General features: G+C 57.4%; 11 protein-coding genes. 6 read left to right on the top strand and 5 right to left on the bottom strand.

The genetic code is table 11. The annotated features are described in order from the left end of the window. The first annotated feature begins 3 nt into the window (after window positions 1–3). From ACREP4_RS13745 to ACREP4_RS13720, 6 genes are all read left to right on the top strand, one after another. Window positions 4–981: a zinc-binding dehydrogenase gene (locus ACREP4_RS13745; RefSeq protein ID WP_431596756.1), complete on the top strand. Its 978-nt coding sequence runs from the start codon at window positions 4–6 to the stop codon at window positions 979–981. Window positions 982–1,281: 300 nt separating this feature from the next. Next, window positions 1,282–1,809 carry a hypothetical protein gene (locus tag ACREP4_RS13740; protein WP_431596755.1) on the top strand — a complete coding sequence of 176 codons (528 nt, stop codon included), beginning with the start codon at window positions 1,282–1,284 and terminating at the stop codon, window positions 1,807–1,809. Between the two features lie 358 nt (window positions 1,810–2,167). After that, entirely contained in the window at window positions 2,168–2,917 is a 750-nt protein-coding gene (locus ACREP4_RS13735; RefSeq protein WP_431596754.1) for a hypothetical protein, read from the top strand. A 332-nt stretch (window positions 2,918–3,249) separates the two neighbouring features. Beyond that, window positions 3,250–3,516, top strand: a complete 267-nt coding sequence (locus ACREP4_RS13730; RefSeq protein ID WP_431596753.1) for a glutaredoxin family protein — start codon at window positions 3,250–3,252, stop codon at window positions 3,514–3,516. 9 nt (window positions 3,517–3,525) lie between these two features. Then, window positions 3,526–4,527 (top strand): 2Fe-2S iron-sulfur cluster-binding protein, encoded by a 1,002-nt coding sequence (locus ACREP4_RS13725; protein WP_431596752.1) that lies wholly within the window; start codon window positions 3,526–3,528, stop codon window positions 4,525–4,527. Between the two features lie 478 nt (window positions 4,528–5,005). Continuing rightward, entirely contained in the window at window positions 5,006–8,020 is a 3,015-nt protein-coding gene (locus tag ACREP4_RS13720) for an NACHT domain-containing protein (RefSeq protein WP_431596751.1), read from the top strand. A 182-nt stretch (window positions 8,021–8,202) separates the two neighbouring features. Here ACREP4_RS13720 and ACREP4_RS13715 read toward each other — a convergent pair whose 3' ends face one another. From ACREP4_RS13715 to cyoB, 5 genes are all read right to left on the bottom strand, one after another. Then, window positions 8,203–8,622, bottom strand: coding sequence for an H-NS family nucleoid-associated regulatory protein (locus tag ACREP4_RS13715; RefSeq protein WP_431596750.1), 420 nt, complete (start codon window positions 8,620–8,622; stop codon window positions 8,203–8,205). 193 nt (window positions 8,623–8,815) lie between these two features. Beyond that, window positions 8,816–9,508 (bottom strand): SCO family protein, encoded by a 693-nt coding sequence (locus tag ACREP4_RS13710; RefSeq protein ID WP_431596749.1) that lies wholly within the window; start codon window positions 9,506–9,508, stop codon window positions 8,816–8,818. A gap of 79 nt (window positions 9,509–9,587) precedes the next feature. Continuing rightward, window positions 9,588–9,920, bottom strand: a complete 333-nt coding sequence (cyoD, locus tag ACREP4_RS13705) for a cytochrome o ubiquinol oxidase subunit IV (protein ID WP_057627619.1) — start codon at window positions 9,918–9,920, stop codon at window positions 9,588–9,590. Between the two features lie 2 nt (window positions 9,921–9,922). Next, window positions 9,923–10,552, bottom strand: coding sequence for a cytochrome o ubiquinol oxidase subunit III (cyoC, locus tag ACREP4_RS13700; RefSeq protein WP_431596748.1), 630 nt, complete (start codon window positions 10,550–10,552; stop codon window positions 9,923–9,925). Further along, window positions 10,549–12,531 carry a cytochrome o ubiquinol oxidase subunit I gene (gene cyoB, locus ACREP4_RS13695; RefSeq protein ID WP_431596747.1) on the bottom strand — a complete coding sequence of 661 codons (1,983 nt, stop codon included), beginning with the start codon at window positions 12,529–12,531 and terminating at the stop codon, window positions 10,549–10,551. The genes cyoC and cyoB overlap by 4 nt, the downstream gene beginning before the upstream one ends. Window positions 12,532–12,533: the final 2 nt, after the last annotated feature.

Here is a 12,533-nt window from a genome sequence, read left to right as displayed (position 1 = left end):
ACCATGCGAAGCGCCATCCACACCACCTTTGGTGAACCGACCGACGTGCTGGCCCTGGGCGACAGCCCGGTGCCGCAGCCCGGCCCGGGCGAAGTGCGGATCAAGACGATCCTCGCGCCCATCCACAACCACGACCTGTGGACCATCCGTGGCAAGTACGGCTATAAGCCCACACTGCCGGCCATCGGCGGCAGTGAAGCAGTAGGCACCGTTGATGCCGTGGGCGAGGGCGTCGAAGGCATCGCCATCGGCCAGCGCGTGATGGCCGCCTCGGTACACGGCACCTGGGCGGAGCACTTCATCGCACCGGCGCGCATGGTCATCCCCGTGCCGGACGCCATCGCCGACGAAGCGGCGGCGCAGTTGATCGCCATGCCGCTCAGCGCGCTGATGCTGCTGGAATTCCTGCAGGCCGAGCCCGGCCAATGGATTGTGCAGAACACCGCCAACGGCGCGGTCGGCAAGACTCTGGCGATGCTCGCCGCCGCACGCGGCGTGCAGGTGCTAGGCCTGGTGCGCCGCGATGCCGGCGTTGAAGAACTCAAGGCACTGGGCATCGACAACGTACTGTCCACCGAGCAGGCCGACTGGAAGCAGCGCGCCCACGCATTGCTCGGTGACGCACTTGCACACGCCGCCGTCGATTCCATCGGCGGCCAGGCAAGCGCGGACCTGCTGTCGCTGCTCGGCGAAAACGGCACGCTGGTGTCGTTCGGCAGCATGACAGGCGAACCGATGCTGATCCCGTCCGGCGACGTCATCTTCAAGCAGGCCACGGTCAAGGGCTTCTGGGGCAGCAAGGTCAGCCAACAGATGTCGGTGGAGAACAAGCGCCGACTGGTCGGCGAACTGCTGACGCGCGTGATGAGCGGTGAGCTGGCACTGCCCGTGCAGGGGATTTACGACCTGGCCGATGCAGCGGAAGCGGCGAAGGCGAGTCTGCAGCCGGGCAAGAATGGGAAGGTGTTGTTGCGTCCCTGAGTTCTGATGCGGTGATGTTGAGGTGAATGCTTCACACCAAAAACATTGATAGGTGTTCAAGCAAGCGCCGGCAGAGATGCCGGCGTTTTGCTTTCTGAAAAAAAGCCGGCCGGTCGGATTCACGCACCCATCGCTTCCGATCCAGATCAAGCAAGTGCAGCACCGAAGCCGACTAAGAAAATTCCTATTGGTCGCTCGGGTTGATTGATGACGACAACTCCCATGGCAGGTGCGCAACGATCGGCGCGTTCGCATGACTACCATCGAGTGCTTCACGACAGTCAAAACTCCGGGTGTTGAATGGCGAAGTTATGGAGTGTGCTTGGCGATAGAACGACAGGTGGTGGCTCAATCATCACCGCGACGCCATCAGCCGGAAAATTCTTCCATGCAAACCGCCTGGTGAAGGCGGTGACCTGTACTCCCCATCTTCTGCTGATGGGTTGCCTCCTTTCGTGCAGCCCAGTTTCTGCTTCCCGGCAAGATCACGACGTTCTGAATATCCGCGTTTCTGCCGCAAGCTACACCGGGAAAGCCGGCGACATGCTCGAACCCGAATGTGCAGCGTGGACACTGTCCCCAAGCCAAGTGCGGGAACTGTTTGTACTGAGCGAGCGCTACGAGACCGCGCCGCACAGCAACTTCTATCAGCTTCCGTGTTCCATCTCTGGAGAAGCCACGATGGAAGAGCGGCGCTGGCGTTTCGTGATCAACGGTGGTGGCGTGGTCACATTGACCAGCGGAGACGAGATCAGATATCTGGGCTGCCGCGACGAGCGATGTGAGCCTTACATCCTCTTGCTCACGGATGACATGGAAGGCAGTTGATGTCGGGAAGGTCCGCTAGAAACCCCGATCAGAGTCATGTTGAGCACTCGGCGAACTCCATGCCGACGCCCGTTCTTGCCCGCGTCGGCCTTGTTGTTCGGTGCGAAGAAACGTCCGTTGTGCCGCGACTAGGGTGCTCCCGTTAGGCGCGGTGATTCGGCATCAGCGTGGAGCTATTCAGAGTTTTCCCCGGCGGGCAGCTAGTGAGACATCGCTCACCGTTCTTCAGTGAACTATATCGCTAGGGTGAGGATGCATTTACGGTCAATCAAGCCTTTGTTTGGCAGTCCGACTGTACTTGCAAGGACGCATTCGCGCGCGCTTCATACAAGAAAGTTCAGCAATTCAAGGACAAGACATGTTGAATCTCAAGAACAGTTCTGCAGCAATTTTTCTTCTCTCCATCGCGATGGCTTCTGCTGCACAGAACGGGAAGACGCCTATGTGGGGTTCGTTCAAGCTGGTGTCAGAGACGACATCCAGCGATGTCTCGCTGGCTAGGACGTCAGCAACGCTGCTGCGCACGTATCAGCTTGAAAATGGTGACTACGTTGAGCTGATACACGCGGTACGACCTGATGGAATGCTGGAGCTGGACGCATCGCGCCAGCCTGAGAGTACGCTGACAAAACTCGATAAGTATTGTTCCAAGTTCGGCGGCGAGGTTGTCCGTACCGGCATCGCTACGCTTACGAAAGACGCACAGGCATTGCTTGCCTGCGGAGGAAGCTCCCTATCGGAAGGTGCGAAGTCAAGGAGGAATGAGGCCGTAAGCCCTGCCGCTAGTGCCGCACGTGCTTTCTGTGGTGCGACGATGAGTATCGTGATGGATGGCCCAGGCTCGGTTTATCGCGGCGATCCTGGCGGGTTTGCCGTACATGCGGACGCAGAGTGGGAGGAGGGCGGGGCAATTGTCAGCTGGAGAGCTAACTTTCTTCCCGGCTGTACAGTGGGCGAATCCTCTCACCGTCAGAGGTGGCTCTGGGCATCTCGTGCCGTTGTCTGTGGAACGGGATTGCTGTCGCTTGGTATGCATGAAGGCATTGCAAGCATTGAGGCTTGCAACAGCAGAGACTACGGCTTCATCACGACTGAGATATGGAAATAGCTAACGGATATGGGAAGAAAATGAGAAGCCGGCATCAGAGCCGTGTTGAGAACTCACCAAACGCTACGCTGATGCCAGCTGCCCTTGAGTTGAATGCACCAGACCAACAACGTTGATAGCTGTTCACGCAGAAGGCCGGCAGAAATGTCGGCCTTCTGTTTTGTAGCGAACACCTGCTTCGCAGGTCAGTGCCAGTCAACGCTTCTCAAAGTGGCGCAACAAATCCGCTTGACCTTCCCACGGCGGCAATCCTTAAGCTTTGAATTCGTGCAGAACGCCCGCTGCGTTCTTCGCCATCTGCATACACCCATCGCCCGCTTGAGGAAGCCTGCATGACCCGCGCATCTCATCCCCACGTCACTGTTTACACGCCGCCGACCTGCCCGGATTGCAAGATGTTGAAGGAGTGGTTTGCCAGGGAAGGCATCACGTTCGAGGAACGCGACCTCACCGATGCTGTGGTCAGGGACGAAGCCAAGCGCCGCACCGGTGTGCGTGTCGCGCCGATTACCTTGGTCGGTGATCAGGTGTTCTACGGAACGTTTGCATCGCAGAAACCTGGCCTGATGGTGGCGTTGGGTTTATCCAATGCGATCTGAGTGCGCGCCATGAGCAAGAACATCGAACTGCGCGGCACCGGGCGCCGCATTGCGGTGCCGGCGGGCATGACCATTCTCGACGCGGCGCTCGCCGAAGGCATCGCCTATCCGCACGCCTGCCGTTCGGGCCGCTGTGGATCGTGCAGGTCGCGCCTGGTCAGCGGCGAGGTCGAGCTGCTCGATCACAACCGCTTTGCGCTCACCGGCGTGGACAAGGCGCAAGGGCTGATCCTCGCTTGCTGCGCCATTCCGATAACGGACGGCGTCGTTACCTGGCTTGAAGAAGCGGAGGCCGCATCGCATCCGCAGCGCCGTCTCACCTGCCGCGTGGCTGCGATGGAAGACGTCACGCATGACATCAAGCGCATCCAGCTGGTCAACGATCACGGCGAAGCGCTTGCCTTCAGTGCCGGCCAATATGCGCGGCTGAAATTCCTTGGCGCTCCCGCCCGCGATTACTCCATGGCGAGCCGTTCCGGCGATGACCTGCTTGAGTTCCACATCCGTCGTGTGCCCGGTGGCGCCGCGAGCGAATGCATCCACACGCAGCTGCAGCTCGGTGAGCCGGTGCTGGTCGAAGGCCCGTTCGGCTCCTCGTTTCTGCGCGAGCACCACACGGGGCCGCTGCTATGCATCGCGGGTGGCTCAGGACTGGCACCGATCAAATGCATCGTGGACGCCGCGATTGCCGCAGGCATGAAGCAGCCGATCCATATCTACTTCGGTGCGCGGAGCACGCGGGATATTTATCTCGTGGATCACTTTCAGCAGCTGGCGCAGCAGCACTCAAACCTGACGTTCACGGCCGTTCTTTCCGATGCCCCCGCAGACGCAGCTTGGCGGACAGGCATGGTCACCGACGCCGTCGCCGAAGACCTGCAGAATCTTGATGGCTGGAAAGCCTACGTCGCCGGCCCGCCGTTGATGGTTGAAGCGGCGATGGAGGTTACAAGTGCGCGTGGATTGCAGGCGCAGGATCTGCATGCGGATGTGTTTTTTACGGCGGGGTAGGTGGCGTCTGCGGGCACATTCGATAGCCGCAAAGATTGATAGATCATGTGGGCTGTTTGACAAGCTCGATTCTGGCTATGGCTTGTGGGCGGATGTTCAAGCGAAAGGGTCGGCAGAAATGCCGACTCTATACGCTGTTTCAAGATGGTTTGTTTGTGGTCAGACGTCTGGCAATTGCGCTTTGTCCGCTATGTTGCTTCTGCCGCCGCCGCTTATGTGGCGGCGATGTCAAGCTGAATCAGCAAAGAAGCGACGGTGGGAGCTTAGGGGAGGGAAAGCGCGTTTCTATCAAGTTGCGACGAGAGCAAATCAGGCCTGCAGTGTCTATGGATGACGATTGTCTACAAGTTGCTGATCGATTCACCTATCATTCTGGGAAATTGGGCGGGGCATGCCGTGTGAAACGAGCTGCTTATGTCGCTACAGTCAATGCGTGAGCAGGCCCGCTGGCTGCGAGCTAGTAAAGGACTATTAAAAAATGAAATCAATAAATGCTTTTGAGTTGTTAGCTCCCGTCCTTTCAAATTTCAGAGTGAAACGCTCAAACGATGAAGTAGACGTGCGGGAGGCAATCGCGCTGATCGACTTCCACGTTAGAGTTATTTACACGCTTCTTATTTCATTTAATAGAAGGCAGCAAGGTGCATCGGTTAAGTTGCTTCCGGTGCCCGGATTTGGGTCAATGTTAGCGGTGCTTCGTCAAGGATCAAAACTAGTTGATGAGCCTGCAACAGCTTGGGTTAGTTCAATGTTGCGCGCGCTATCTGTGGATGCCATCAAGGGGGTAGATGCCTTCAGGGTGGCTAATAAATACAGTAACTTTAAATCTTTGCGGGACCGGCTTTCACATGGCGGGACGCTGCCGTCAGATGACGGAATGCGTCAGAAAATATCGCTAGCGGTCTCGGCACTCATATCTTGTCTTGAAAGATCGCTCTCAACGCAACTTTCGATCGTTGGCGTTAGCGAGCAAGATGGTCGGCTTTGGCTGGTTGGAGATGAAGGGGCGGCCACCTTCGAGGTCTCGCCTCTGTGGGTCGCACATTCTTCCAGAATAAATTTAGGTGTCTTCTCTCACTTTGCCGACGATACCATACATTATTTCGGATCTGATGGAGAGCTTTGGCTTGAGCGAAATTCCGAGCTCGTTGCTCGCTTCAGAAGGCTGTTTCTTTCCGAAAAAGGCAATCCAAATCAGGATTTGGCGAAGCTTGTAACAGATACTCTGGCTGACGTTGCCGCATATACGGAAGATTATTCGAGGCCTAGTTTCTTTTTCGGTGATGATGAGCGGACGGGCTATCTTCACATTCCTTGGACAAGATCAACAAGCGAAGGTAACGAACCGAGAATCGATGCCTTCCGTATTGGGCTTGATCATCGTAGGGAATGGGAGGCGAGTCAGGGCGAGTGGCGATCGTATTCTGAATTTCTTAAGAGCGTTTCAAAGTGGGAGCTGCTTGCCCGCCGTATAGGCATGGGTCTATCTGCGCTAGATCAGCGGCGAGAGGCGGAAGAGTCGTCACGTCTAGGGATTCAAGGTACCTCCCCGGTGCGGGGTCCTTCGATACTCAGAGAAATGCAAGAGTCCACACTTGGTCCTGAGTTGATTGACGGTTCCAAATTTTTTGAACTAGGAGTGCGAATCGACGATGCTTGTCAGACCATGAAACCGTCAACGTCGGTTTTCTTCTTGGTTGGGCAAGCCGGGCTAGGAAAAACGGAATTAATGCTGGGGTTGGCGAAAGAGCGCTCAAGGCTCATCGCTGAAGATCCGACGCGCCAATGTCCGCTTTATCTTTTTGTCTCATCGACAGGTAGGACGCTTTCCAGCTTGGAGGATGCAGTTGATAGCGCGTTGAATATCACTAAAGTCCTCTCAAGTCACAGCGCAAAGGCTTTGTGTCGAAATGGACTTCTGGTGCTGATGGTGGACGGATTCGATGAGCTTTTGGGAAGCAGTGGATACGAAAACGCGCTGGGCTCCCTCGAACCCTGGTTTAGAGAGCTTGGTGGGCGAGGAGTATTAGTCGCATCAGCGAGGTCTTCATACTACTTAACCCAGTACAGAAGATCACTTGCGTCTGCAGTTGATCTTAATGTGGATCATACGCTTGTCGAATTGCAGCCATGGAAAAGAAATGAGTCGGAAAAATATCTAAAGCAAATGGGGGTCGGGGTTGATCGAATCAAGATGCTTACTGCGAATGATTGGGGCGTACTTGGCGTGCCATTCTTCGCGAAAGCTTTTGCTGCTTGGATCGAACGGAATGCTGACACTCCGCGGCACGCTCCCTCAATGTATGAGATTGTCGTCGAGCAATTTTTAGATCGAGAATCGCACAAGCTTCGAACCCAGACCTCTGAGGAGCTACTAAGTACTGGGGAGTTAAGAGAGCTATTCTCGGATGTGGCTGATTTGATGCAGAGTTCAAAGAGTAGGGAGCTCGAACTATCAGAGCTTGTGGCTTGTGCGAAGATGGTGGTTGGTGAGCCGCTTGACGAAGTGAGGCCTGGGCTCTCAAGGCGACTTTCATCACTAGGCGGTCTTGGGGTGAGGCCTGATAAAAATGGACAGAATCAATTCGGTTTTTCTCATGAAGTTTTGTTTGATTGTTTTTTGCTGCTGGCAATTCAGCGTCGAGTTTCCGGGGTTTTCAATGAGAAGTCTTTATTTAGCCTTTTGGCAGCCAGCAATATAAATTCCGCAGTATTTGAATGGCTAATAAAAAGATACCCTGAATCTGCGAAGATCCTCTCAAGTAAAATGTCATTTGAACTGAAGGGGGAGGCTGGAAATCAGGCGGCGTCCTCAAATCTTGGTGCACTTTGGGAGTCGCTTTTGAACTTCGGTAACGGAATTCCGCCGACTCCATCAGCGCGCGGTTTGGCTATGAACAGCGTTGTTTTAGCTGACGGTGGCTGGACATCTATTGACCTCTCCAGAAGTGTTATATCGCATCTCGGTATTTCTGATAATTCTGAAGGCGAGGTGATAGTGTCGGGAGCTACTATCGAATACTTGGAAGTGCCTTCTTCAGTCGTAGCAAAGAGAGTGTTGAAAGGGGGGGATTGTGCATCAATATCATCTCTGAAGATTGGCTCCTCCTTTGCTGATACACCAGCGCAGGTGGCGAGGATACTTCACGATGCTGGTATTTTGAGTGGGAGTATTGATTCGTCCGATGGCGAGATTATTGTAGCTTCGCTTCACTATTTGACTCGTTTGATAAGGCGCCCTGACGTCCCGGTGATTATCGATAGGGAAACTAAAGTCGCCGACGATCATCGGTTATCTTGGATAAATCATTATGACGGGGACATGTGGACGCGATTTGTGAGCGCCCTTGTCGATAGTGGCGCAGCACGTTTGGAGCCTCTCGCTACCTCGGGAAAAGCAAAGGTAAGGCTTACATTCAATATTCCTGTCGAGGAAATGGTGGATAGAGATTCAGGGAGAGTGGAGGTTGAGCGATTCTGGAAAGGCGTCTAGATTAAATTTTCCATGCACGCTCTAGAGAAGCTCTCGAATCTATTTGTGAGCCGCGCAAGGATGCTGGTGTGCAGATCAGGGTTGAGTTTTTTTTGCGACGAGTTTGATAGCGGCTAACTTTTCCGCGCGAAAAATTAAGGAAGCAACCAGACTCCCCGTCTGGTTGCTTTTTTGTTTCCCGATCAACCCTGCTTGAACAACTTCCGCTTTCCCGTCAGGACTTTCTCTTTCGGGGTGAGCTTGGCGACGCCGGGTATCAGGAAGTCGGTCGGGTTGTGGCCGAAGCGGACTTTTGAGGCGAGCCAGAGGGGCATCTTTCCGCGGCCGGTCCAGGTGTTCCAGCGGTTTTCCGGGTCGCGGTATTTCGGCTTGACCTTGGGGCCTTTGCGGCGGCGGGTGGCCTTGGTCTTGGGTTGCGCCTGGTCTGCGTCCAGGCCGAAGACTTCGTCAATCGTGTAGCCAGCGCGCTTGGCGGCGGCGATCAACTGGCGCCGGACTTTCTCGGCCGGTGGGCGGCTGACGAGTGCTTTGTGCGTTGCCTGGGCGGTGCGGATGAGAGTGTTGAGCTCTCGGAGATTCAGAGGAGTAAGGTCAATGCTCATGGCATTAGCCTCAGTTCCGAGGGGGCGAGTGTCAAGGTGGGGGTGGGGTTTTGATGGGTTTTGGGGTGGTGTTGGGGGGCTTGCTGGGAGCTGATGGTCTGCTTGCTCGGAGCTTCCCCTCACCCCAACCCCTCTCCCGTATACGGGAGAGGGGCTTTGATTGTTGGGCTTTGAGGGTTGGCCGGGGCAGGCCTCAGCTTGAAGCTTCCACGCTGCAGCCCGGTGGGTTTCGCTGGCCTACCGGCAATGTCGGTTCCAGGGTCAGGCGTTGGATGTCGGAGAACAGTTGTTCCACCGGCATGCCGAACGGGGCGAACAGGCGCAGCCGGCCCTGGCGGTCGAAGACGTAGCCGCCGGAGGTGTGGCTCATGGTGTAGGTGCCGGGTAGGGTGCCGTCTTCGCGGTCGTAGAAGGCCTTGAATGACGACGCCATGGCAGCCAGCTGCTGATCGTTGCCGACCAGTGCGGTGGCAGTGGGGTCGAAAGCTTTTACATACGTCTCGGCGACGGCCGGGGTGTCGCGGGCCGGGTCGACGGTGACGAATACCACCTGCAGGTTGTCGGCGTCCGAGCCCATCAGGTGCTTCACACGGTTCAACTCCACCATCGTGGTGGGGCAGACGTCGGGGCAGCTGGTGAAGCCGAAGAACAGGTAGGTCACTTTGCCGTTGAAGTCGGCGGGCGTGCGGGTGACGCCGCTGCTGTCGGGCATCGACCAGTGTTGGCCGAGCGCTTCGCAGGCGATGTCCTTGCCGTAGTAATCCACTTTGGGTTTGGCCGCGCAGGCCACCAGCAACAGGCTGGCGGCGGTGAGCAACACAGTGGAAAGACGGAGCTTGCGGGCCAGTGCGGCAAGGCCGCTGGCGGGGGAGGAATAACGGGACATGGCTACAGTCGATGAAGGACGGCCCGCCGCGCTGCACGACACGGGCCGGCAATTGCTTGCCAGCCCGTGCGTGTGTGCGTCAGTTGACCATCATGTGGAAGTGCATGCTCCAGATGATCCAGATGGAGAGCGCGACCACGATGAAAAGAATGACCAGGGTGAAAACAAAACTGGCCAGGTTCCAGCCGCCCTCCGAAGAGCGGTTCATGTGCAGGAAGTACACCAGCTGCACGATGATCTGCACGACGGCAAAGCCGACCAGCAGGGCCATCGTCAGTGGCCGCGACAGCGTCGGGTTCATCACCAGCATGAAGGGGATGACGGTGAGCACGGCGCAGATCACGAAGCCGATCAGGTAGGACTTGGTGGAACCATGTCCGCTGCCGGCGCGGGAGGTGTCGTTGTCGGACATGTTCAGAACACTCCAATCAGATAGACAAAGGTGAAGACGCAGATCCAGACCAGGTCCAGGAAGTGCCAGAACAGGCTCAGGCAGGAGATGCGGGTGACGTTGGTCGGGGTGAGCCCGCGACGCTTCACCTGGTGCATCACCACCGCCATCCAGATCAGGCCGCTGGCCACGTGCAGGCCGTGCGTGCCAACCAGCGCGAAGAACGCGGACAGGTAGGCGCTGGTGGTGGGGCCGGCGCCAATGTGGATGAGGTGGTTGAACTCATACACTTCCATGCCGATGAAGCCGGCGCCGAGCGCGAAGGTGACGCCCAGCCAGGCCAGCACCGCCTGCTTGTTCTGCCGGTGCATCGCCAACACGGCCTGGCCGTAGGTGATGCTGGAGAACAACAGCAGGAAGGTTTCCACCATCACGAACGGCAGCGAGAACAACTCCGCGCCGGTCGGGCCGCCGGCATACGCGGTGCTGAGCACCGCGTAGGAGGCGAACAGCGAGCCGAACAGCACCAGGTCGGACATGAGGTAAACCCACATGCCAAAGACCTTCATGCCGCCTTGTTCGTGGCCATGATCGTCATGGCTGTGGTCGGCCGCTGTTGCGTTTTCTACGGCGACGTTGGACATGATGTTCATGCAATCACCCTGTGCTGCTTGAGCTTGTTCTGGTGTTGGTTCTCGATGGCGGCCACTTCTTCGGCGCTGACGTAGTAGTCCACGTCCTCGTCGTAGGAGCGCACGATCAAGGTGACGATCATCGCCACGAAGCTCGCACCGGCCAGCCACCAGATGTGCCAGATCAAGGCAAAGCACAGCGCCAGGATCCAGATGTTGAGGATCAACGGCACGCCGGTGTTGCGCGGCATGTGGATGGGCGCGTACGTCTTCGGCGGCGGTGGCAGGCCTTGCTTCTTGGCTTCGTGGAAGGCATCCAGCTGGTCGGCCTTGGGCACCACGGCAAAGTTGTAGAACGGCGGCGGCGAGGGCGTCTGCCATTCCAGCGTGCGTGCATTCCACGGGTCGCCGGTGATGTCCAGGTTCTTCTTGCGGTCACGCACGCTGACGTAAATCTGCACCAGCATCAGCACGATGCCTGCGAACACGAACAGTGCTCCGATGAAGGCGGCAATCAGGTACGGCGTCCACGCCGGGTTGTCGTACTGGTTCATGCGACGGGTCATGCCCATGAAGCCGAGCATGTACAGCGGCATGAAGGCCAGGTAGAAGCCGATGATCCAGCAGGCGAACGACCACTTGCCCAAGCGCTCGTTGAGGGTGAAGCCGAACACTTTCGGGAACCAGTAAACGAAGCCGGCCAGGTAGCCAAACAACGCGCCACCGATGATGGTGTTGTGGAAATGGGCGACCAGGAACAGGCTGTTGTGCAGCAGGAAATCCGCACCCGGAATGGCCAGCAGCACACCGGTCATGCCGCCGATGGTGAAGGTCACCAGGAAGGCGATGGTCCACAACATCGGCACGCTGAACTCCACGCGGCCGCCGTACATGGTGAACAACCAGGTGAAGATCTTCACGCCGGTGGGGATGGCGATGATCATCGTCATGATGCCGAAGAAGGCATTGACGCTGGCACCGGAGCCCATGGTGAAGAAGTGGTGCAGCCACACCACGAACGACAGGATGCCGATTGCCAGCGTTGCACCCACCATCGACTTGTAGCCGAACAACTTCTTGCGCGAGAACGTGGCGGTGATCTCGGAGAAAATGCCGAACGCCGGCAACACCAGGATGTACACCTCCGGGTGGCCCCAGGCCCACACCAGGTTGACGTACATCATCGGGTTGCCACCCAGGTCATTGGTGTAGAAGTTGAAGTCCAGGTAGCGGTCCAGGGTGAGCGCGCCGAGGGCGACGGTCAGGATCGGGAACGCGGCGATGATGATCACGCTGGTGACCAGCACGGTCCAGGTGAACACCGGCATCTTCATCAGCGTCATGCCTGGCGCACGCATGCGCAGGATGGTGATGAACAGGTTGACGCCAGTCAGCAAGGTGCCGACACCGGAGGCCTGCAACGCCCAGATGTAGTAATCAACACCCACGCCCGGACTGAACTCGATGCCTGACAACGGCGGATACGCCACCCAGCCGGTCATCGCGAATTCGCCAAGGCCCAGCGAGATCATCATCAGCGCAGCGCCGACCACGAAGATCCAGAAGCTGAAGGCATTGAGGAACGGGAACGCCATATCGCGCGCGCCGATCTGCAGCGGCACCACGATGTTCATCAGGCCCACCACGAACGGTGTGGCGACGAAGAAGATCATGATCACGCCGTGCGCGGTGAAGATCTGGTCGTAGTGCTCGGGCGGCAGGAAGCCATCGCTACCCGGGCCGGCGGCGGCCAACTGCGCGCGCATCATCAGCGCATCGGCAAAGCCGCGCACCAACATCACCAGCGCCACCACGATGTACATGATGCCGATCTTCTTGTGGTCCACGGTGGTGAACCAGTCGCGCCACAGCATGCCCCACAGTTTGAAATAGGTAACGGCGCCCAGCAGCGCAACGCCACCCAACACCATGCCCAACAATGTCACCACGACGATTGGGTCGTGCAACGGCACGGCGTCCCACGTCAACTTACCGAACATGC

Source organism: Stenotrophomonas sp. (assembly GCF_050737575.1).
Lineage (GTDB): Bacteria > Pseudomonadota > Gammaproteobacteria > Xanthomonadales > Xanthomonadaceae > Stenotrophomonas.
This window is presented reverse-complemented; position numbering and strand designations above follow the sequence as displayed.

Coding starts and splice junctions, on each gene's coding strand:
- ACREP4_RS13745 (WP_431596756.1), top strand. CDS start 4: ATGCGAAGCGCCATCCACACCACCTTTGGTGAACCGACCGACGTGCTG.
- ACREP4_RS13740 (WP_431596755.1), top strand. CDS start 1,282: ATGGCGAAGTTATGGAGTGTGCTTGGCGATAGAACGACAGGTGGTGGC.
- ACREP4_RS13735 (WP_431596754.1), top strand. CDS start 2,168: ATGTTGAATCTCAAGAACAGTTCTGCAGCAATTTTTCTTCTCTCCATC.
- ACREP4_RS13730 (WP_431596753.1), top strand. CDS start 3,250: ATGACCCGCGCATCTCATCCCCACGTCACTGTTTACACGCCGCCGACC.
- ACREP4_RS13725 (WP_431596752.1), top strand. CDS start 3,526: ATGAGCAAGAACATCGAACTGCGCGGCACCGGGCGCCGCATTGCGGTG.
- ACREP4_RS13720 (WP_431596751.1), top strand. CDS start 5,006: ATGAAATCAATAAATGCTTTTGAGTTGTTAGCTCCCGTCCTTTCAAAT.
- ACREP4_RS13715 (WP_431596750.1), bottom strand. CDS start 8,622: ATGAGCATTGACCTTACTCCTCTGAATCTCCGAGAGCTCAACACTCTC.
- ACREP4_RS13710 (WP_431596749.1), bottom strand. CDS start 9,508: ATGTCCCGTTATTCCTCCCCCGCCAGCGGCCTTGCCGCACTGGCCCGC.
- cyoD (WP_057627619.1), bottom strand. CDS start 9,920: ATGTCCGACAACGACACCTCCCGCGCCGGCAGCGGACATGGTTCCACC.
- cyoC (WP_431596748.1), bottom strand. CDS start 10,552: ATGAACATCATGTCCAACGTCGCCGTAGAAAACGCAACAGCGGCCGAC.
- cyoB (WP_431596747.1), bottom strand. CDS start 12,531: ATGTTCGGTAAGTTGACGTGGGACGCCGTGCCGTTGCACGACCCAATC.